The sequence below is a fragment of the Rheinheimera pacifica genome (assembly GCF_900108485.1).
GTDB lineage: Bacteria > Pseudomonadota > Gammaproteobacteria > Enterobacterales > Alteromonadaceae > Alishewanella > Alishewanella pacifica.
In genome coordinates, this window is the sequence record NZ_FNXF01000013.1 from 104,342 (window position 1) to 124,566 (window position 20,225).

The window sequence follows — 20,225 nt, forward strand, 5'->3', positions numbered from 1 at the left end:
TATAAACGGGCTTTTATCTGGTTATGTGGGATACCGCACATACAGCAGTAAAAACCGCGCGGTATAATAAAGCCCTTTTCATAATTTACAGGTAAGTTGCTATGTTAGAAACAATCATTGTGCTGCTGGTAATTCTTTGGGCGTTGGGGCTGGTGTCTTCTTACACCATGGGCGGCTTTATTCATATTTTGCTGATTGTAGCTCTGGTTGTAGTAGCAATACGTTTGCTCCGCGGCCGCAGGATCTGATTTTGCACAGGGGCAAGGAGCATTATGCAACATAAACTCAGTGTAATAAGCCATATTCACGGAGCCTTGCCGTCAACGCAAAAGATATTGCTGTCGCCAAGACGCAGCTATGCCGAATTGCAGCAAGCGCTGCAACGGGCAGAAAGTATTACCGAGCGTACCTTGTGCGAACTATTGGCGCTGCAACAAAGCCAGTTGTTGGGTACTAAGGCTGAAGCGACTGATAAACTGCCAATACAACCCCAGCTAAGCTTCATGATTAAGCAGGCTCAGCGCCATGGCAGCAGTTTTGCCGTGTTGTTTGTGCAACTGGATCATTATAAAAATATTTATGACGGCCACGGTGTGGAGGTGGCTAAACAGCTTAGCGAAGCAACTCTTGCCCGTATGGTAGCGACACTGCGCGATTGTGACAGCATCAGCCAGCAGGCTGATGATCAATTTTTACTGCTGATCACCGATGTGTCACGTATTTATGATGCTGTGCTGGTAGCGGAAAAGCTAAAACAGAAACTGTCGATCTTACACGGCGTGTCTGTAATGCCGCTGGGGATCACTGTCAGCATTGGTATCAGCCGTTTTCCGCAAGATGGTAACGACGCCGGCTTACTAATAGAAAGAGCTGCCGCCGCGCTGCTGCATGCGCAGAACCGGGGCGGTAATCAGTTCTCGTTATTGCGCTAAATCCGTTGCTGCGTTAAAACAGCCTGTATTAGCTGCATTGCAGTAACAGGCAGGCAAACACCACATTTTTATAGCCGTCACTTGTTTTATACTCGCGGTAGCCGTTAGTCGGTGCTATCGCCAGCAGATAACACTGGCCATTTATATCACATTGCTCTGTTACGCTACCTTGCTGCGCCCTTTGGTATAACGCTGCTGGCAACGGTAAGCGGGTGCCAATTTGCCAGTTAGCATGGCTGGCAGAAATAATCTTACCTGCATGATCAATATAACAGGCACTATAGCCCGTTTTAATGTCGCCCTGCTCATTTTTGGGGAGAATATCGCTTAGCATTGCCCTGAATTGGGGCAGGCTGTCAAACACCAGGCCTATACCGCCAATAACCTGCTCTGGCTCTGTCGGGTGGAACAGTGCCGCATTGTAAATATAGGTAGCCTGCTGCTGATACAAGGCGCTGGGTACAAAAGTGCTGACGCTGTATTGCTGCGGCTGTGTCAGTTGCAGGCAACTGGCGGCACCGGTGCTATCGTCAATTTTACTGATGCCGCTACCGGTAGTTGAAATGGCGACTAAATGCTGTGCCGTGTTGTACAGGTAAATAGTGTGATACACGGTATATAAGCTATTGATGTAATTCAGCTCTGCTGATAACTGTTGCTGTTGTGCGGCATCTACAGGGTTTTGGGCTAAAGCCTGGCGAAAACTGGCATTTTGTGCCCACCAGCGGCAATCGTTTGCCCGCTCGTACAGGTTGCGATCCATAATATCAGCCGCCAGTTCTGCCAATGTAGTTAACTCCTGCAGCAGGCTGTGCATAATGGTGGCACCCAGCTCGTCGATCGAAGACGAAAACACCTGATAAATATTCTGGCCAATGCCTCTGATGGCATTAAGCACCGGGATAAACTCTATAGCATCTTTGCGCGCTGCGGCAATTTCGCCGTTTAGCACGATTAAACTCAGTTCATCATTCACGTGCATGGACTCACGCTTGATGGCCAGCAACGCCGGGAACAGCTGGCCATCTGCCGTGCTGCCTGTGCTGTCGCTGTTTACCAAACTGGTGGCAAGCAGCTGCAGCGGTGTCCACATTTGTACCTGCCAGCCGGGGCCAAAATACTGCTGATACCCGCGGCTGTTAGCAAAACTGACCAGATAGCTGTGTTGCTCGTGTTGTTGCAAATTCAGATAATTTGCCACGGCAGCCTTGGTTTGGGCGGGCAATTGCGCCGGACCAGAGCTAAAAGCTACTGTGCCGTCAGCATTCACCAGCGCTAAAATACTGTGTGGGTTTGCTACCAGTAATTTACTGAAAATGGTGTTTAGCTCATCTGCGATATTAAAACACAGGCACAACACGCCAAGCGGCTGGCCAGCATCACCGTATACTGGCTGTGAGTAAATCAGGCTTAAGCTTTTATCGGGCTGTAAATCACTATAGCGGCAGGTTTCGCTGTAATGGCTGCCACGCTCAAGGCTGTATTGCAGCAGCGGGTCGGCCGAGTGGGTTTGTTTATACTGCTGGTTTAGCCGCAGCATAATAGTGCCGTCCAGGCCTAGCAACACCACATCGTCATAGACAGAATAATTGGCGACATAATGCTGCAGGTGCTGGTGTAGCTTGCCATGCAATTCAGCATCGGCCAGAGGCTGGGCCATAAAATGGCAAATTTGCTGATCTGTTGCCAGAAAGCCAATATCGGCAGTGCGTTCAAACAGGTTGCGGATTAACACATCTATTGCCATCTGGCAGCAGGCTTTGTCGTGCAGCAGCACTTTTTTAGTTTGTTCCTGCAGCAGGTTATCAATCAGGGTATGTTGCAGCTGATTAAAGCGCCGCTTAGTGATATCCATACTGGTAAGAATGTCTGAGCCAAGGCGTAAACTGTTAATTTTGCCTATCAGGCTTACTTTTCCCCACCAATCGTCCAATTGTTGCAGTTTTTGCTCATGCTGCAGCACGCCTTGCATGCTGGCTTTAAGTATCGCTTTATGTCGTTCTACAAATAGCTGCATAACCAGTTACTACTCCGGGCTTCTAGCCCTGTGGCTGTTCCTCATGATTTTATGCAAACTATCTGCCAGAGTTAAATCAGTAGGGGCCCGGCCAAGCCCCTGTGACGGTGTTACAGGTATTGCTGCAGAAACTTAAGATAAGCCTGCTGGGCGGTAATGCGGTTACTCTTTTTCAAAAAACCGTGGCCTTCGTCCGGAAATAGCACATATTCTACCGGTACGTTATTAGCACGAATGGCGGCGACCATTTCATCGCTTTCTACCTGCAGTACCCGCGGATCGTTAGCGCCTTGCACCACCAGCACCGGTTTTTTCACTTTATCAGCGTGAAACAGTGGTGAAATACGGCGTAAGCGTTCGCCGTCTACCGCCGGATCGCCAAGCTCCGCATATAACGATTCACGAAATGCTTCCCACCATGGCGGAATGCTTTCCAGCGTGCGTACCCAGTTGGTTACACCAAAAATATTAATACCCAGCTTAAACTCGTCGGTAAAGGCCATGGCGGCCATAGTCAGGTAGCCGCCATAGCTGCCGCCCATCACGCCGATACGATCGGTGGCCACCCAGTCGAGGCTTTGCAGGTACTTTTTGCCATAGACGATGTCTTGTAAATCGTCTTCGCCGTGGCGTAAATCGTCCAGATGAAAGAAGGTTTTGCCATAACCAGAAGAGCCGCGGTTATTCACCGCTAACACTGCATAACCCTGGTTTACCAGATGCTGAACAACAGGGCTGTAGCCGGTGCGTGACTGGCCGCCTGGGCCGCCGTGGATCCAAATCAGAGCCGGTACTTTTGCTGTGGCGCTGGCTTGCTTTGGTTGATACAGCAATGCCGGTATGGTTAAGTCATCAAAGCTGTTGTACCGCACGACACGGCTTTGCACCAGATTGCTTTCATCAATACTGCTGTCCAGTGCCTGGGTTAAGCGCTGAGCCTGGCTATCGCCCAGTTTCCAGACATATAAATTAGACGGGCTGTTGTCGGCATTGAGGTAAAAGCTCAGGTACTGGCTGTCGGCCGAAAAGGTTACGCCACGTAAATCGCCCGCTGGCAATGGCGGTAATTGCAGGCTTTGGCCGCTTTGTTGCTCAGTAATGCTGATGACGGTAGAGGCATCGGCATTAATACCCTGTACCTGATATTTCTTGTCATCACTGAAGTAAATAAAGCTGATATCCCAGTCGGCGCGGCTGTAAGGGCTGGTTTCACCATTGGTAAGGTTATAGCTGTAGGCGGCAACAAACTCGCTGTTACCGTCGGTGCCAAACAGCAGGGTGCTGCTATCCGGGGTAAAGCCATATACGTTATGTGAAACATTACCGTCATGCTCTGTTAGTAGCGTGGCGCTGGGTTCTTTTGCCTGTAAGTCGATTAAATACAGGTTGTTATCGGCGTTGTTGCGCTCTTTACTTAATGCCAGATAACGGCCGTTTTTACTGACAGCATCAATGCTGTAACCGTCGTTGTTTTCGTATATCAGTGTGCGGCTGTAGTCGGTGCCGTTGTAGTGATATAAATCGAAAAACCGCGCGTCGCGCTCATTGCTGGTAATAAAAAAACTGCCATCGTCATGCCAGCCGGCAAAAGCGGCTTTTAGTTTGTCGCCGGGGGTAAGGTCATGCACTGTGCCATCAAGTTCGCGCAGATAAATATGATTTAGCTCGTTGCCACCCTGATCTGCGGTATACAGCAAGCGATCATCATTCGGAAACCAGCTAACGGGAAAGGCCGGGTCGCTATCCGACTGCGTTAACGGTTGCCAGTCTTTGCCGTCCAGACTAACCCGGTACAGGTTAAACACGCCGCTTTCATCGGACGCGACCAGCAGGGCGCTGGCATTATGGTTAATGTCGTTGCCCAGGTAAGTTTTAGTAGCAAAAAATTGCTCGGCGCTGTACTGCGGTATGGTGGTACTTACGCTTGGTTCGGCAGTATTGCTGGCGGCAACAGTGGTGGGTGGCGCTTTATCGCAGCCGGTTAATATAACCGAGCTTAACAGCAGGGCGAGGGTAAGACGCGATAGCATGATAATGTCCTTATGTCGGGGTAAAACACTAAGTCGCGACTGCCTGCTCTGCGACGGCTTGTAATGCCGGTAACCGGCTGATGTAATAAAATTGAGCTAACAAAATTGAGCTAACAAAACTCAGCTAAAGCTAGCGTAAAAACTTCTGCACATAAGAGCAGCTGGCCTGCAGCTGATACTGCTGTGCTTTAGCCCATGCCAGACCGTGGCGTACCAGTTTTTCTGCCAGCCCTTTGCCCCGAAACGCCGGAGGGACAAAGGTATGATGGAAATTAATCTGGTTGCCGGTTAACTGGTAGTCCAGCACGGCCTCTGCACCATCGAGGGTCATAACAAAACGCTGCTGCTGTGGCTGATGTACTATAGTGGCCTCTGTCATGCGTCTTCTCCCAGCCAGGGGGTTTGTGGTAATTGCGCCAGATGGGCGGCATAGCGCTCTAAATTAAAGCTTTGCTGATGTTCAATCACATCAATCATTTCAGGTGCTAAGGCGCAGGCGATCAGCTCAACCGCTTCTTCCCGGCTGTGGCCGGTCATGCGCAGGCGCATTAAGGTTTCGGTTACTTGTTTCGGGTAATTGTCAGCCAGCTGGTTTTCTACCACTTCAAACAGCATGGCTTGATCGAGCAGTTCTTCGCTCATAAAGGCCTCAGTATTGCATTTGTGCATTGTATTGTAGTTGCGCCAGTATGGAATATCTGCAGGCGCTTGCCAATCGGCTGCGGAAAAAAGCTTACGCCAGATAGTATTTAGCTGTGGCTTTGGCTAAGCTGGGGCGCTCTGCAGTTTGAATTAAGAACACTATGCAACAGGAAAATTATGGCTGGCGCGGCCGTATGCAGGCGCTTGGCCCCGGTATTTTAATGGCTACGGCGGCTATTGGTGGTTCGCACCTGGTGGCGTCTACGCAATCGGGGGCCTTATTTGGCTGGCAGCTGGCCTGGCTGATTTTGCTGGTTAATGTGCTGAAGTATCCGTTTTTCCGTTTTGGTGTCGAATACACGCTAACCCGTAAAGAAAGCCTGCTGGTGGGGTATCAGCGTAAGGGCCGCGGTTATTTTTACAGTTTTATTGTGCTGAATATTATTGCTGCCGTGGTCAATACCGCCGGGGTACTGCTGCTAACCGCCAGCCTGTTGCAATATGCGTTGCCGGGTAATTTGTCGGTTACCTTGTTGTGCTGGGGCATACTGGCGGCCTGTTTGCTGATTTTGCTGCTGGGCCATTACAAAGCGCTGGATAATGTGTCGAAGCTGATTATGATACTGCTGACATTTACCACGCTGATTGCTGTGGTAATAGCCTGGTACAATGGTGCTCAGGCACCGCAGGACTATGTTGGCCCTTCGCCCTGGACACTGGCCAGCCTGGGCTTTTTGGTAGCGCTGATGGGCTGGATGCCGGCACCGATAGAAATATCGGCCATCAGCTCGCTGTGGTTAAAAGCCAAACAACGCCATACCCATATAACCCGCGCCCAGGGCCTGTTTGATTTTAATCTGGGTTATTGGCTCACCGCCGCTCTGGCACTGGTGTTTTTATCTCTGGGTGCTTTGGTGCAATACGGTAGCGAGCAACCTATTGCGCTGGCAGGCAGCGCCTTTGCCCAGCAGTTAATGAATATGTATGCCAGCACCATTGGCGATTGGGCACGGCCGCTGGTAGCGCTAATTGCCTTCTTATGTATGTTTGGCACCACCATTACCGTGCTGGACGGTTACGCCCGCACTTTGCATGCCTCTTTTGCCCAACTGGGCTGGATTAAACACCCGGCGGCGCTGAATTACTGGCTGATAGCTCAGGCCGCTTGCGGTATGGCAATGATCCTGTTTTTTAAAGCTGCTCTGGCACCTATGTTAACTTTTGCCATGACATTGGCATTTTTAACCACACCGGTATTTGCCTGGTTAAATTACAGCCTGATGCGCGGAGACGGTGCCATAGTGCTGAGCTGGCCGCTGCGGCTACTTAGCTGGGCCGGTTTATTCTATCTGAGTGGTTTTTCATTGCTGTTTTTGGGCTGGTACAGTGGCTTACTGGGTTAACTGAAGGGGCTGGCCAATGGGGTTTAGTACAGTGTTGTTGTTTCTGTTACAACTGCTGCTGATTTTACTGGCTGCGCAGCTTATGGGGCGATTGGCCCGCTTTATTGGCCAGCCCAAAGTAGTGGGTGAGATGATTGCCGGTGTGCTGCTGGGGCCGTCGTTATTTGGCTGGCTGGCGCCACAGTTGCAGCAAAGCATTTTTACCGCCGACACCCGCAGCTGGCTGTACTTTGGCGCCCAGCTTGGTGTGGGCTTGTATATGTTTCTGGTCGGGCTGGAATTTAACACCCGGCTGTTTAAACATCATGCAAAAAGCGCAGTCAGCGTATCCTTAGCCGGTATGTTAGTGCCTTTTGCCTGTGCCGCCTTGCTGTGTTTATGGCTTACCGATACGCCTGGGCTGTTTGCGGCCGATATTTCTTATTTTAACGCCGCCTTATTTATGGGTGCTGCCATTGCTATTACGGCCTTTCCGATGCTGGCGCGCATTATTTATGAGCGTGGTTTAGCCGGTACACCACTGGGCACCATGGCGCTGGCAGCCGGTGCCATCGACGATGCCGCTGCCTGGCTGGTGCTGGCTTTTGTGCTTGCCAGCTTTGGCGGTGGCACTGAGTTGCTGTTTAAAGCGCTGCTGGGGGGCGGTTTATATGCGTTTATCATGCTAACCCGGGTACGGCGCTGGCTGCAGCCGCTGGCGGATAATATCGCCCGCAATAACCATATGAGTTATGTGCAGTTTATTGGCATTATGCTGTTATTTGCCGTGTCGGCTTACAGCATGGATTGGGTCGGCCTGCATGCGGTATTCGGCGGCTTTTTACTGGGTATTGCTATGCCACGCGGCGTAATAGTGGAGCAACTGCGTAAGCGGCTGGAAAAATTCACTATTTTGCTATTGCTGCCAATGTTTTTTACCTATTCCGGCCTGAATACACAACTGGATGTGCTGGGTTCATGGCAGGTATTATCGGTAGCGCTGGCGGTGCTGGCTGTTTCTGTATTTGCCAAAGGCGTGGCCTGTTGGGCGGCAGCCCGGCTAAATGGTGCAGATAACCGCACGGCTATGGCCATAGGCGCACTAATGAATGCGCGCGGCCTGATGGAGCTGATTATTATTAATATCGCGCTAAGTTATGGCGTTATCCAGCCGGCGTTATTTTCGATTATGGTGGTAATGGCGATAGTCACCACGCTGATGGCATCACCATTATTCCAGTGGGTATACGGCAGGCATCAGCCAAAACCAACGGCAATCTGAAGTTGCCGTTGGTGCATGATGCCAGTTAAAAACTACAACGCCAGCGTTTTTTCGCCGCGGGCAATGCCCGAAGCGCCGCTGCGCACTACTTCCATTATTGGCGTAGTGCCCAGCGCCTGGATAAAGGCATCCAGTTTGTCGCTGGTGCCGACCAGCTGAATGGTGTAGGTGGCCGGGGTTACGTCGATAATCTGGCCGCGGAAAATATCGGCACAGCGTTTTACTTCTTCACGCTGGTTGCCGCTGGCTTTTACTTTTACCAGCATCAGTTCGCGCTCAATATGTGCTGCCTCGCTGATATCTGACACCTTTACCACTTCAATCAGTTTGTGCAGTTGCTTACTGATTTGCTCTATCACCTGATCATTGCCATGGGTTACCAGGGTTAAGCGTGACAGGGTTGGATCTTCGGTGGCGGCCACATTTAGTGAGTCAATGTTATAGCCACGCTGGGCAAACAGGCCAACTAAACGGGCTAAAGCGCCGGATTCGTTTTCCAGCAGAACAGAAATAATATGCCGCATGTTAAGTCCTCTCTGTTTTGCTTAAAAACATATCGTTCATGGCGCCACCCGGCACCTGCATCGGGTAAACGTGCTCTTTCGGGTCGATATGAATATCTAAAAACACCAGGCGGTCTTTTAATGCAAAGGCGCGCTCCAATGCTGGTTGCAGTTCTTCCGGTGTGGTAACACGAATGCCAACATGGCCATAAGCCTCAGCCAGTTTGACAAAATCGGGCAGCGAATCCATGTACGAGCTGGCGTAGCGCGACTCGTAATTCATATCCTGCCACTGTTTAACCATGCCTAAATAGCCGTTATTCAGGTTAATAATTTTTACGCCTAAACCATATTGCTTACAGGTAGACAGCTCCTGAATATTCATCTGAATAGAGCCCTCGCCGGTAACGCAGACAACATCGGCATCGGGGTAATTCAGCTTTACACCCATCGCGGCCGGCAGGCCAAAGCCCATGGTGCCAAGGCCACCGGAGTTGATCCAGCGGTTGGGCTTATTGAACTTGTAATATTGCGCGGCAAACATCTGGTGCTGGCCTACGTCACTGCAAACATAAGCTTCGCCTTTGGTGATTTTACTTAGCTGCTCAATCACATATTGTGGTTTTAACAGCGGTGCTGTGGTGTCGTAGCGGCCACCGTGTACAGTGCGCCATTGTTCTATTTGTTGCCACCAGAGCTCCAGCGCGGCGCTGTCTAACTTTTTCTTTTTTTGCTTCAGCAGGGCCAGCATATCGGTCAGTACCGGCTGTACTAAGCCAACGATAGGAATATGGGTATTAATGGTTTTACTGATACTGGCCGGGTCGATATCAATATGAATAATGGTGGCATCCGGGCAGAATTTTTTCGTGTTATTGGTTACGCGATCGTCAAAGCGGGCACCTACTGCCAGAATCACATCGGCATGGTGCATGGTCTGGTTGGCCTCATAGCTGCCGTGCATACCCAGCATACCGACAAACTGTTTATCGTCGGCCGGATAGGCGCCTAAACCCATCAGAGTATTGGTTACCGGCAGGTTTAGCAGCTGGGCCAGTTCGGTCAGTTCGTTTGATGCGCCACCCATAATTACACCGCCACCGGCATATAGAATCGGCTTTTTCGCTGCCAGCAATGCTGTAACGGCTTTTTTAATCTGGCCGCTGTGGCCCTGCTGCTTTGGCTGATATGAGCGCAGGTTAATCTCGGCAGGGTAGTGATACGCAAATGTCTGGTTTGGCATGGTCATATCTTTAGGGATATCCAGCACCACCGGGCCTGGCCGGCCGGTTTGCGCGATATGAAAGGCCTTTTTAATTAAATAGGGAATATCTTCAGGCCGGCGTACAGACATATTGTGCTTACAAATCGGCCGCGAGATACCCAGCATGTCGGTTTCCTGAAATGCATCACCGCCAATTAGGTGGCTCATTACCTGGCCGGTTAGCACCACCATTGGAATAGAATCCATATAAGCAGTAGCAATACCGGTTACTGCATTGGTGGCGCCGGGGCCGGAGGTTACCAGCACGACACCGGCTTTGCCACTGGCACGGGCGTAAGCATCGGCCATATGGGTAGCGGCTTGTTCATGTCGTACTAAGACATGCTTAACTTTATTTTGCTGAAACAGTGCATCGTAAATATGTAATACAGCGCCACCCGGATAACCGTACAGGTATTCGACACCCTCATCGGCTAGGGCACGTATTACCATGGCGGCACCGGATAACATTTCTGTTGCTCTGGTGGAGTCGGCTGACTTATCGTCTGGCTGGGTTTGGCTGGTCATTATGCTATCTCATAGTTTGCTGTGGCAAATACAACACGCCACGGCTTTGCAGGCAAAGACGCGGGTGAATTTTCCTAAAGCAGCCAAAGGCCGCTTTAATGCTGTGTGCTACGTGGACTGGTTAAACAGGATAAGCTGTTAAACTCAAACTATGGCGCTATGGTTATTTGCTGCTGAGCAGTCATTTTTGTGCGCTATATTAATTTACGTGATAGACGGCCGGATGTCGATGCTTTTTTCCGTCGTTTTAGCGGCTATTGTCAGCACTTACAAGGCTTGCAAAGCCACGGCTGTGCCCACATAGTAAGACACAATTGAATTTTGATCTGCCAGCACAGGATTTTTGTTTTATGCACCAGCCTATCATTGATGTTTCTATTAATAACGCCCGTGAGGTACTGGATGCCTCAATGCAGAAACTGGTGCTGTTCCAGTTTTGGTCGGCCCGTAGCGAGGGCTGTAAACAACTAAGCCCGGTGCTGGAGCGCATAGTACAGCAATATCCCCAGCAGTTACTGCTGGCCAGGGTAGACTGTGACAAAGAACAAGACCTGGCTATGCAGTTTGGTGTGCAGTCGCTGCCAACTGTGATGATGATTAAACAAGGCCGGCCGGTTGACGGCTTTGCCGGCGTTGAAACCGAGCAGGTTATCCGCGATAAACTGGCCGCTTACTTACCAAAACCGGAAGATGATTTACTGGCGCAGGCTGAACAATTGCTGGCAGCGCAGGACTATGCCGCTGCTTATCCGTTGTTAAAAGACGCGTTAACCCTGGCACCCGAGCGTACCGAGATCAAACTGTGGCTGGCCGATGCCGCTGTTAGCCTGGGTCAGTTGCCACAAGCCGAAGCGCTGCTAAGCGAGATTAAACTGGCTGATCAGGATGCTTTGTATAAATCGGTGGTTGCCAAACTGGAACTGGCTAAAGAAGCTGCCGACACGCCAGAAATAAAAGCGCTGGAAACCGCCCTGGCGGCAGAGCCTGATGCTGCACCAAATAAAAACGAACTGAAAGAAAAACTGGCTGTGCAGTATCAGGCGGTACAGCGCAGTGAAGAGGCGCTGGCACTGTTGCTGAGTATTCTGCAACAGGATTTAAACTACGGTAGCAGCAAAAAGCTGTATCTGGATATTTTGGCCGCACTGCCAAAAGGCGACAGTGTGGCAACGCTGTACCGGCGCAAACTATACAGCTTGCTGTACTAAGTACTAATGCTAAGGCAGGGCGTTGCTACTGATGAAAGTCGAGCCAGATCTGCCTGATCTGGTTTGACAATGTCATAGGATCAAACGGCTTGGCTACCACATCAGCGGCCCCCAGTGCTTTATAAGACGCAATTTCATTGCTTTGCACCTTTGCTGTCATAAATACCACCGGAACTTTGGTTAAATCGTACTGAGCTTGCAGTTGTTGCAACGTAGTGGGGCCATCCATACCCGGCATCATCACATCCAGCAAGATCAGTTGTGGTTTCACAGTAGGGTACTCGGTTAATGCCTGCCTGCCGCTGCCGCAGGTATGCACGCTAAAACCCCCTACAGCCTCCAATGCAATTTTCGCTACTTGCTGAATAGACGGATCATCCTCTACGTGCATAATACGCTGTAATTCTGTCATTCATCTGCCTCCGGAAGTTCAGCCATGCTGGCCAGTGGCAGTAATAAATAAAATTCACTGCCTTTGTCTTGTTCTGATTGAAAGCCTATTTCGCCCTGCATACGGCTCATTAGCTGTTTGCTGATAGCCAAACCAAGCCCTGTGCCGCCTTTGCTTTTAATATCAGAGCTGTCAGCCTGAGAAAACTTGCTGAATATATGGGGTTTAAACTGTTCGCTGATACCACAGCCGCTGTCTATTACCCGGATCAACGCCTTGTCGCCGTGTTGCTGTACAATAATATTGACCTCCGCCTGGGGCGGTGAAAACTTAGCTGCATTTGATAGCAGGTTGGCCATGACCTGCTGCAGGCGCATGCTATCAACATTAACCCACATATCTGCCGATACCGCCTGCAGTTGATAGGAAACCTGATACTGCTGGGCATAGCTTTGGTTATCACGTAGTGATGTTTCAATGATGGGTAGTAATGGTTGTGGCTGAACATCAAACAGCATTTTTCCGGCGATCAACTTATCCATATCCAGCAGATCATTAATCAGCAACTGCAATTTTTTGACGTTAGCCTGTGCCAGCTGCGTCATCTGTGCGGCTTGCGGTGGCAGCGGGCCAAATACTTCACCATGCAATAAGCCGATGGCACCACTAATGGCTGTCAAAGGTGTGCGCAGTTCATGGCTTACGGTAGAGACAAACTCATCTTTGACGCGCTCAATTTTTTTCCTTTCGGTAATGTCGCTGATAAAGCCGTACCACAGCACGCTGCCATCGGCCTGGCGTTCAGGTACTGAGCGGCCGCTTACCCAAATCACCTCACTGTCAGGTCGTTGCACCCTGTACTCTAGTTTCCATAATGTAAGCTGCTCGGCAGAAGAGGCGATACTGTCATATACCACTTGCACATCGTCCGGGTGCAATTGGCTAAATACCGGACTGGCATCGTATTTCACCTGCTCCGGGGTTAAATTATAAATATCTCTTATACCTTCACTGCAATAAGGAAAGCAGCTACTGCCGTCGGGCGCTAGCTGAAACTGAAATACCATGCCTGGTAGCTGGCTGGCAATTTTGTTTAACCGTTCGCCAGCTTCAATTTGGGCATGGCGTTTTAAATTTTCAGATTGTTTTACTTCCTGCAATAAGCCTCTGATTAACCGTTTAAATTCTGAAAGCAAAGTTAATAACAATAGTTCGCTGGCTAAAAATGCCAGTACCCAGCGTTGTAGTACATCGCCAGTTGGATTCAGCCGGTAACCACGCCATGCCAGGTAGCTAAATAGGATCAGCAATAATATGCTGCCCAGCCAACTGATAAAATTAGTGGTTCTGCTAACGCGTTGATTTATCATAGCGGCCTTAATCTAAGCGGACTGCTTTACTATAAAGCACAAGCGCAAGGCTGGCAAAACGGCGGACAGATATTTATGAGCAGTACATTAACGCAGCAATTTCAGCAACTAAGCGCGGTACTGCAGCAGTACCGGCCGTACTGGCAGTTGTTACCGTTTGCCTGCGACACTGTGCCATGGCCGGATGGCAACCTGCTGCAGTTGCTGGCTGGCCTGGACGATGGTCTGTTAAAGCAGATTGACCAAAGCAGCATTTTGCAGCAACAGTATTTTGCGTCATTTTTCCCGGCATTATTTAGCTTGCCTGCAGTACCCGCCGCCGCAGTGTCTTCGTCACTGCCAGCCTTACCATTCTGGCTGGAAAACGGCATTGGCGGGCGTAAACTGCAGCAAATTACTGCGTTGTGCCAACAGTGGCCACACAGTAAGTTACCGGTGCTGGAATGGTGTGCCGGTAAAGGCCATCTGGGCCGGATATTGGCCCATCGTTTTACTGTGCCGGTAACCAGTGTCGAATGGCAGCCACAGTTATGTGAAGATGGTGCAGTATTGGCAGAAAAATACCAGCTGCCCCAACAGTTTATTTGTGCCGATGTATTAAGCGCACCGCTTGATGCTGTTTTACAGCCACAGCAGCATATAGTGGCGCTGCATGCCTGTGGCCAGTTACATATTACAATGCTGCAACAGGCGGTGCAGGCAGGTTGTCAGCAGTTACAACTGGTGCCTTGCTGCTACCATTTAATTGCACCAACGCACTATCAGCCGATGTCGGAACTTGCTTTACAGCACAATTTGCAGTTAAGCAAAGACGATTTAAAGCTGGTAGTGCAGGGCCAGGTTACGGCGGGTGAGCGGGTAGAAAAACTCAGAGCAACCGAAGTATTATGGCGGCTGGCTTATGATGAGCTGCGCACAGAACTTACCGGGCAGCACCATTACCGGCCACTGGCGTCGGTTGGCAAGCACTGGTTCAGTGGCAGCTTTAGTGCTTTTGCCCGCTGGGCAGCGGCACAGCATCAGTTACAGCTACCGGCGTTGATAGATGAAGCGGTTTATCTGGCACGGGCGCAACAGCGTGCAGCAATAGTTCAGCGCATTGAAGTGGTAAGGCACCTGTTTCGCCGGCCGCTGGAGTTATGGCTGGCGCTGGATAAGGCCCTGTATTTACAGCAACACGGCTATAAGACCCGTATCAGTGAATTTTGTGATTATCAGATAACACCACGCAACCTGCTGCTGACAGCTACCAGATAAGCGGCGGCTAGCAAGGTAGCTGATCTGGGGCGCTGGTTAATACCTGAGTCTGATTATACTGTTGTATCAGCTGATCTTTATGTTGCCAACGCTGGTTAAGCCATAACTGAAAGCGCTCACGAAACTGCTCATCGTTAAAATAATCGCCGATAACCTGTTGATCTACAGGTAGGATCTCTACCTGCACCACCACCCGCTTTAACTTACCCATCAGCATATCCATAGCAACGTGCTGCGGGTTGTCGGGGTAAAGCAGGGTAAAGTCTAATATGGCATTAAACTGCTCGCCCATGCTGGCTAAAGTGAAGGCAATACCACCTGCTTTGGGGGGCAGCAGGTGCTGGAACGGGCTGTGTTTATCTGCTTGTTTTCTCGCGGTAAAACGGGTGCCTTCAACAAAATTGATAATGGTGGTGGGCACAGTTTTAAATTTCTGGCATGAGGCGCGGGTAGTGGCAATGTCTTTACCTTTTAGCTCTGGCCGTTTAGCCAGTTGCGCCGGGCTGTAGCGCTTCATAAAGGGCATATCCAGTGCCCAGCAGCCGGTACCTAAAAATGGCAGCCATTTCAGTTCGTCTTTTAAGAAAAACTTTGGCTCGGGTATACGGCTATGGGCTACTGTGCTGACAACCGGAATATCGAGCCAGCTCTTATGGTTTGAAATAAGCAGATACCAGCTTGTTTTATCCAGCGTCTGGGCACCGCTTATTTGCCAGTCAACATGATTGAACAGGTTAATCAACGCGGTGTTAATTGTGGTCCAGCCGCGATAACAGCCTTTACCCGCCAGTGCGGTAACACGGTGCACAGCTTTAAACGGCAGCAGTAATTTGATGATACCCAGAGGCGTAACCAGAATACCCCACAACGCCAGATTTAACGCAAACAAGCTAAAGCTAAACGGCAACAGCAACCAACCGGGTAAAAAACTTAACATTACTGCTTATCTCCCTGTTTCAGTGAGGTGAGCTGCTGATCTTTATGTTGCCATAACTGGTTGATCCACTGCTGAAACCGCTCACGGTAATGGTTGTCGTTGTAGTCGCCTAACAGCTCTGGCGTTATAGGTATTACCCGGATTTGCACGTTAATATCGCGCACTTTACCGGAAATATAATCCCAGAAACTGGGTATGCCGCCAGGGTAATAAATGGTGATGTCGAGTATTTTATGCAGTTGATTGCCCATAGCGCCCAGTACAAAAGCGACACCACCGGCTTTGGGTTTAAGCAGATTTTGGTACGGTGATTGTTGTTGGCGATGTTTTTCCGGGGTGAAGCGGGTACCTTCAACAAAATTCATAATCGCTGCCGGTTTAAAGCGAAACTTATGGCAGGCTTTACGCGTGGTTTCTATGTCTTTGCCCTGTAAATGCGGATTTTTTTGCAAAAAGCTTTTGCTGTAACGCTTCATAAAAGGGAAATCCAGTGCCCACCAGCACATGCCTAAAAATGGCACATATATCAGTTCTTTTTTCAGAAAGAATTTAATAAACGGAATATTACGGTTAAATACTTTTTGCAGTACCAGAATATCCGCCCAGGACTGGTGATTGGCCAGCACCAGATACCAGTCTTTCAAAGATAAGGTTTCCAGGCCTGATATTTGCCAGCGAATACGGGTAAATAGCCGGGTGGTGAAATTGTTGACGCTGATCCAGGCCACGGCACAGGCATCCAGCAGGTAAGTCATCCAGCTTTGCCAGCGGGTAACCGGCGGCAGCTTTAATATCGCCAGCAACATTACCGGTACACACCAAAACAGCGTATTAACGATATAAAGTAGCAATGAAAGTGTACCCGTTAGCGGGCGGGGTAAAAAATGTAGCATAACAACACCTGGTATCTGTGGCCGGCCAGATTTTCGCCGGTTAAAAATAATAACAGCAGGCGAGCCTGCTGTTAACATGTCCGATGAGTAGCTAGTTTACCTTAATCTTCAAAGTAGGTGTAACCATAAACACCGGCTTTTAATTCGTCCAGCAGCTCATCTTTTTTACTGGCGCTCATATCCAGCTTGGCCAGCTGTTTGCTGTAGGAGGCAATCAGCTTAATGGCGTCAAACTGCACATAACGCAGTACATCGGCTACCGTATCCCCTTTAATAATGTTGGTCAGTTTATAGCTGCCATCATCGGTCAGTTCAACGTGTACGGAGTCTGTGTCGCCAAACAGGTTGTGTAAGTCGCCTAAAATTTCCTGATAGGCGCCTACCATAAACATACCCAGCAGGTACTGCTCGTCTTCTTTATACAACGGCAGTGGCAGGCTGGGTTCAATACCATTACCATCGGCGTAACTTTTCAGCTGGCCGTCAGAGTCACAGGTAATGTCCTGAATAATGGCACGATGGTCCAGTGGCTCGTTCATCCGCTCCAGTGGCATTACCGGGAACAACTGATCAATACCCCAGGCATCCGGCATAGACTGGAACAGCGAGAAGTTAACAAATAACTTATCGGCCAGTTTTTCATTCAGCTCGTCGTGAATAGAGCGGTGCGAGCGGGCTGTCATATCCAGATTGGCTTTTACTTTGTTAATGGTAGCGAAGTAAATTTGCTCCAGTAATGACCAGTCTTTTAATGTCAGCAGGCCATGCACATACTGGGCATGGGCATCGGTAAAGTAGTGCACCGCATCGTGGTAAGCTTCAATTGCCGTGCGCGGTGTAACGTTCTGGTAAGCTTCCCACAGGCCGAGGATCACTGTCGGTGAATCTTCACTTGGTTCTGGCAGGTTCACCAACCCCGGCGCACGTTCAATATCAATGGCATCGGTTACCAGCACGGCGTGGTGTGCTGTCATAGCACGGCCAGATTCGGTAATAATATTCGGGTGCGGCAGGTCGTACTCGTCACACACTTCTTTTAAACCATTGACCACGTTACGGGCATATTCGTACATGGTGTAGTTCATCGAACAGGCCGAGCGTGATTTAGAGCCTTCGTAGTCAACACCCAGGCCGCCACCAACATCGACAGTGCTGATAGGCACGCCCAGAGTGCGCAGTTCAGCATAGTGACGGGCACATTCACGAATGGCGTTATGGATATCGCGAATATTGGCAATTTGTGAGCCGATATGAAAATGCACTAACTGCAGCAAATCCAGCTTGCCGGCATCGCGCAGTACGTCAATCGCCTGCAGCACCTGGGTTGCGGTTAAGCCAAACTTGCCTTTCTCGCCACCGGTGTTTTGCCACTTGCCTTTGCCCACCGAATTTAAACGAATGCGGATACCAATACGTGGCGCTGTGCCTAAATTATCGATTTCACGCAGCAGGGTTTTCAGCTCAGACAGTTTTTCTACCACTACATAAACGGTGTGGCCCATCATCTGGCCAATAGTGGCTAAGCGCAAAAATTCGCTGTCTTTATAACCGTTACAGACAATTTGCAGTGGCTGATCGGTAACACCTAAAATAGCCATCAGCTCAGGTTTACTGCCTGCTTCCAGGCCCACTTTACCGCTGTCGTGGCTGATCAGACGTTTTACTACTGAGAACTGCTGGTTTACTTTGATTGGGTAAACAGCAGTGTACTGGCCCTGATACTCTTTTTCTGCCTTGGCGCGCTGAAAAGATTTAATCAGCGTATCTACCCGGTGTTGCAGAATGTCAGTAAAACGCACCAGCACAGGTAAGGTTAAGCCTTCCTCTTTAAAACGTGCCGTAAGCTCAGGAAAACTGATGCCTGTTTTACTGTGATCCTGATCCGGATAAGCCACCAAATCACCATCAGTATTAACATCAAAATATCCTTCACTCCATACCGCTACGTTATAGATAGAGCGTGCTTTTTCAGTACCCCAGTCGGCCATTGTCGTTCCTTTAAAATTAAGATGTGCATAGTTTAAGGCCAATACGGTAAAGCTGCAGCAAAAAACATCGAAATATTTGTCCTTGGCGGCACAAGCAGGCAAAATATGCGGCTATTTTGTTTTGAGGGTAATACTATGTCTGGCGACAACAATTGGTTCACTGAAATTTTCGCCCCCAGCGGCAGCGCCTTTGGTTTGGCTATCACGAAGAAACTGGATGAAGTTCAGTCGCCGTTCCAGAAGATTGAAATGTTTGAAACCACCCATTTTGGCAATCTGATGGTGATTGATAGCGTTATTATGCTCAGCAGCCGCGACAATTTTCTCTACCACGAAATGCTTAGTCATCCGGTGTTGTTTACCCATGCTAACCCGAAAAACGTGGTGATCATCGGTGGTGGAGATTGCGGCACCCTGCGTGAAGTATTAAAACATCCCGGCGTGGAAAGCGTAACGCAAATTGATATTGATGAGCAGGTTACGCGGATGGCAGAAAAGTATTTCCCGGAATTGTGTGCCTCGAACAATGACCCACGCGCTACGCTGAAGTTTGATGACGGTATCAAATACATGCGCGAAGCTGCGCCTGAATCGGTAGATGTCATTATTGTGGATTCAACTGATCCTATCGGGCCGGGCGAAGGTTTGTTTAACCGGGCATTTTATGACAGCTGCCGCAAAGCACTGCGCCATGGCGGCATTTTAGTGCAACAAAGTGAGTCGCCGCTGATCCATATGCCGTTACTCAAAGATATGCGCAGTGCCATGCTGGATGCAGGCTTTGACGCACTGCAAACGCTGTTATTCCCGCAAATGGTGTACCCGTCTGGTTGGTGGACCTGTACTCTGGCGCGCAAAGGCGCGGCGTTTAATGGCTTTCGTGAAGCCGATGCCGCTCAGGCGTCGTTCAATACCGATTACTATAATGCCGAAGTGCATAAAGCGGCGTCAGCCTGGCCTAATTTTATGAAAAAAGCACTGCAGAACTAAAGCAAGGCAGATGCAGATGGCAGCAGCTGAAAACGCATTAAAGCAGTATAAATAAATACCTGGCTTAGCTTGCCTATTTGGCAAGGTTTTTGTACATTTATTGCTCATTAACGGGGTGGCAAATGATAAAATACGCTTGGTTATTATTGTTAAGTGCGTTTTCAGCACAAGCCGCTATCTACAAGTGTGAGCAAAACGGTGTTGTAGAGTTTAGCCAGTTTCCCTGCTCAGGTGATGCTGAAACAGTAGATATGCGTCCGCTTGGCACCGCCATGCTTGGCACCCGCGGTGAATACAAACAGCAAGTGGATGCGCTAAAACGTCAAAGCCGGTTTGTTGAATTTCAGATAAGTTCGCTGGAGCAACAGAAACAGCAGGATGTTGAAGCGCTCAAATCAGAACTTTACAAACTGCGCCGTAGTTTCCCCAAAGCAGAAGAACTGGTTGTGCTGCAACAAAAAATTGATCGTACAGAGCAGTTATACAACGAGAAAATTGCTGCAGAAAAAGCCTCACTGGCGGGCCTAAAACTCAAAGTGGGCGGCCTTGAACGGCAATATGCACAAAATTAATGCATTGATCTGTTATAAAAAAGCCCCGCATCGCGGGGC

Annotated in this window: 19 protein-coding genes; 8 read left to right on the plus strand and 11 right to left on the minus strand. The window is 49.6% G+C overall.

Annotated features, from left to right (window positions below):
• The first annotated feature begins 101 nt into the window (after positions 1-101).
• Positions 102-248, plus strand: a complete 147-nt coding sequence (locus BLW68_RS20980) for a lmo0937 family membrane protein (RefSeq protein WP_143039971.1) — start codon at positions 102-104, stop codon at positions 246-248.
• A gap of 24 nt (positions 249-272) precedes the next feature.
• Entirely contained in the window at positions 273-932 is a 660-nt protein-coding gene (locus tag BLW68_RS15520) for a GGDEF domain-containing protein (protein ID WP_092795356.1), read from the plus strand.
• Positions 933-960: 28 nt separating this feature from the next.
• Here BLW68_RS15520 and BLW68_RS15525 read toward each other — a convergent pair whose 3' ends face one another.
• The 4 genes from BLW68_RS15525 to BLW68_RS15540 form a co-directional block, all read right to left on the minus strand.
• Positions 961-2,949, minus strand: a complete 1,989-nt coding sequence (locus BLW68_RS15525) for a cache domain-containing protein (RefSeq protein WP_092795358.1) — start codon at positions 2,947-2,949, stop codon at positions 961-963.
• A gap of 110 nt (positions 2,950-3,059) precedes the next feature.
• A complete protein-coding gene (locus BLW68_RS15530) occupies positions 3,060-4,979 on the minus strand; it encodes a S9 family peptidase (RefSeq protein ID WP_092795360.1) in 1,920 nt (639 codons plus the stop codon).
• A gap of 130 nt (positions 4,980-5,109) precedes the next feature.
• Entirely contained in the window at positions 5,110-5,358 is a 249-nt protein-coding gene (locus BLW68_RS15535) for a GNAT family N-acetyltransferase (RefSeq protein WP_092795362.1), read from the minus strand.
• The gene (locus BLW68_RS15540; RefSeq protein WP_068237755.1) at positions 5,355-5,621 is read right to left on the minus strand and encodes a hypothetical protein; all 267 of its coding nucleotides are present in this window, start codon (positions 5,619-5,621) and stop codon (positions 5,355-5,357) included. The genes BLW68_RS15535 and BLW68_RS15540 overlap by 4 nt, the downstream gene beginning before the upstream one ends.
• Before the next feature lie 161 nt (positions 5,622-5,782).
• Between BLW68_RS15540 and BLW68_RS15545 the strand changes: the two genes are divergently transcribed.
• Together BLW68_RS15545 and BLW68_RS15550 are read left to right on the plus strand one after the other, a co-directional pair.
• Positions 5,783-7,024, plus strand: coding sequence for an NRAMP family divalent metal transporter (locus tag BLW68_RS15545; RefSeq protein WP_092795364.1), 1,242 nt, complete (start codon positions 5,783-5,785; stop codon positions 7,022-7,024).
• A gap of 16 nt (positions 7,025-7,040) precedes the next feature.
• On the plus strand, positions 7,041-8,285 hold the full coding sequence (locus BLW68_RS15550) for a cation:proton antiporter (RefSeq protein ID WP_092795366.1): 1,245 nt from the start codon (positions 7,041-7,043) through the stop codon (positions 8,283-8,285).
• A 32-nt stretch (positions 8,286-8,317) separates the two neighbouring features.
• Here the strand turns inward: BLW68_RS15550 and ilvN are convergent, their stop codons facing one another.
• Both ilvN and BLW68_RS15560 read right to left on the minus strand, forming a co-directional pair.
• Positions 8,318-8,809: an acetolactate synthase small subunit gene (gene ilvN / locus BLW68_RS15555; RefSeq protein WP_068237383.1), complete on the minus strand. Its 492-nt coding sequence runs from the start codon at positions 8,807-8,809 to the stop codon at positions 8,318-8,320.
• Position 8,810: 1 nt separating this feature from the next.
• Positions 8,811-10,580 (minus strand): acetolactate synthase 3 large subunit, encoded by a 1,770-nt coding sequence (locus tag BLW68_RS15560; protein ID WP_177172262.1) that lies wholly within the window; start codon positions 10,578-10,580, stop codon positions 8,811-8,813.
• Between the two features lie 350 nt (positions 10,581-10,930).
• Between BLW68_RS15560 and BLW68_RS15570 the strand changes: the two genes are divergently transcribed.
• Positions 10,931-11,788: a co-chaperone YbbN gene (locus BLW68_RS15570; protein WP_092795404.1), complete on the plus strand. Its 858-nt coding sequence runs from the start codon at positions 10,931-10,933 to the stop codon at positions 11,786-11,788.
• A gap of 25 nt (positions 11,789-11,813) precedes the next feature.
• Here the strand turns inward: BLW68_RS15570 and BLW68_RS15575 are convergent, their stop codons facing one another.
• Both BLW68_RS15575 and BLW68_RS15580 read right to left on the minus strand, forming a co-directional pair.
• A complete protein-coding gene (locus BLW68_RS15575) occupies positions 11,814-12,200 on the minus strand; it encodes a response regulator (protein ID WP_092795370.1) in 387 nt (128 codons plus the stop codon).
• Positions 12,197-13,549, minus strand: coding sequence for a sensor histidine kinase (locus BLW68_RS15580; RefSeq protein WP_092795372.1), 1,353 nt, complete (start codon positions 13,547-13,549; stop codon positions 12,197-12,199). Before BLW68_RS15580 ends, BLW68_RS15575 begins: the two co-directional genes overlap by 4 nt.
• Before the next feature lie 75 nt (positions 13,550-13,624).
• Between BLW68_RS15580 and BLW68_RS15585 the strand changes: the two genes are divergently transcribed.
• Positions 13,625-14,806, plus strand: a complete 1,182-nt coding sequence (locus BLW68_RS15585) for a class I SAM-dependent methyltransferase (protein ID WP_092795406.1) — start codon at positions 13,625-13,627, stop codon at positions 14,804-14,806.
• Between the two features lie 7 nt (positions 14,807-14,813).
• Here the strand turns inward: BLW68_RS15585 and BLW68_RS15590 are convergent, their stop codons facing one another.
• The 3 genes from BLW68_RS15590 to speA form a co-directional block, all read right to left on the minus strand.
• The gene (locus BLW68_RS15590) at positions 14,814-15,743 is read right to left on the minus strand and encodes an acyltransferase (RefSeq protein ID WP_092795374.1); all 930 of its coding nucleotides are present in this window, start codon (positions 15,741-15,743) and stop codon (positions 14,814-14,816) included.
• Complete coding sequence (locus BLW68_RS15595) at positions 15,743-16,636, minus strand: acyltransferase (RefSeq protein WP_092795408.1); 894 nt, start codon at positions 16,634-16,636, stop codon at positions 15,743-15,745. Before BLW68_RS15595 ends, BLW68_RS15590 begins: the two co-directional genes overlap by 1 nt.
• Positions 16,637-16,737: 101 nt before the next feature.
• Positions 16,738-18,624, minus strand: coding sequence for a biosynthetic arginine decarboxylase (gene speA / locus BLW68_RS15600; protein ID WP_092795376.1), 1,887 nt, complete (start codon positions 18,622-18,624; stop codon positions 16,738-16,740).
• 135 nt (positions 18,625-18,759) lie between these two features.
• Here speA and speE point away from each other — a divergent pair, with 135 nt between their 5' ends.
• Positions 18,760-19,614, plus strand: coding sequence for a polyamine aminopropyltransferase (gene speE, locus BLW68_RS15605; RefSeq protein WP_092795410.1), 855 nt, complete (start codon positions 18,760-18,762; stop codon positions 19,612-19,614).
• Between the two features lie 122 nt (positions 19,615-19,736).
• Positions 19,737-20,186 (plus strand): DUF4124 domain-containing protein, encoded by a 450-nt coding sequence (locus BLW68_RS15610; RefSeq protein WP_092795378.1) that lies wholly within the window; start codon positions 19,737-19,739, stop codon positions 20,184-20,186.
• Positions 20,187-20,225: the final 39 nt, after the last annotated feature.

Coding starts and splice junctions, on each gene's coding strand:
- BLW68_RS20980 (WP_143039971.1), top strand. CDS start 102: ATGTTAGAAACAATCATTGTGCTGCTGGTAATTCTTTGGGCGTTGGGG.
- BLW68_RS15520 (WP_092795356.1), top strand. CDS start 273: ATGCAACATAAACTCAGTGTAATAAGCCATATTCACGGAGCCTTGCCG.
- BLW68_RS15525 (WP_092795358.1), bottom strand. CDS start 2,949: ATGCAGCTATTTGTAGAACGACATAAAGCGATACTTAAAGCCAGCATG.
- BLW68_RS15530 (WP_092795360.1), bottom strand. CDS start 4,979: ATGCTATCGCGTCTTACCCTCGCCCTGCTGTTAAGCTCGGTTATATTA.
- BLW68_RS15535 (WP_092795362.1), bottom strand. CDS start 5,358: ATGACAGAGGCCACTATAGTACATCAGCCACAGCAGCAGCGTTTTGTT.
- BLW68_RS15540 (WP_068237755.1), bottom strand. CDS start 5,621: ATGAGCGAAGAACTGCTCGATCAAGCCATGCTGTTTGAAGTGGTAGAA.
- BLW68_RS15545 (WP_092795364.1), top strand. CDS start 5,783: ATGCAACAGGAAAATTATGGCTGGCGCGGCCGTATGCAGGCGCTTGGC.
- BLW68_RS15550 (WP_092795366.1), top strand. CDS start 7,041: ATGGGGTTTAGTACAGTGTTGTTGTTTCTGTTACAACTGCTGCTGATT.
- ilvN (WP_068237383.1), bottom strand. CDS start 8,809: ATGCGGCATATTATTTCTGTTCTGCTGGAAAACGAATCCGGCGCTTTA.
- BLW68_RS15560 (WP_177172262.1), bottom strand. CDS start 10,580: ATGACCAGCCAAACCCAGCCAGACGATAAGTCAGCCGACTCCACCAGA.
- BLW68_RS15570 (WP_092795404.1), top strand. CDS start 10,931: ATGCACCAGCCTATCATTGATGTTTCTATTAATAACGCCCGTGAGGTA.
- BLW68_RS15575 (WP_092795370.1), bottom strand. CDS start 12,200: ATGACAGAATTACAGCGTATTATGCACGTAGAGGATGATCCGTCTATT.
- BLW68_RS15580 (WP_092795372.1), bottom strand. CDS start 13,549: ATGATAAATCAACGCGTTAGCAGAACCACTAATTTTATCAGTTGGCTG.
- BLW68_RS15585 (WP_092795406.1), top strand. CDS start 13,625: ATGAGCAGTACATTAACGCAGCAATTTCAGCAACTAAGCGCGGTACTG.
- BLW68_RS15590 (WP_092795374.1), bottom strand. CDS start 15,743: ATGTTAAGTTTTTTACCCGGTTGGTTGCTGTTGCCGTTTAGCTTTAGC.
- BLW68_RS15595 (WP_092795408.1), bottom strand. CDS start 16,636: ATGCTACATTTTTTACCCCGCCCGCTAACGGGTACACTTTCATTGCTA.
- speA (WP_092795376.1), bottom strand. CDS start 18,624: ATGGCCGACTGGGGTACTGAAAAAGCACGCTCTATCTATAACGTAGCG.
- speE (WP_092795410.1), top strand. CDS start 18,760: ATGTCTGGCGACAACAATTGGTTCACTGAAATTTTCGCCCCCAGCGGC.
- BLW68_RS15610 (WP_092795378.1), top strand. CDS start 19,737: ATGATAAAATACGCTTGGTTATTATTGTTAAGTGCGTTTTCAGCACAA.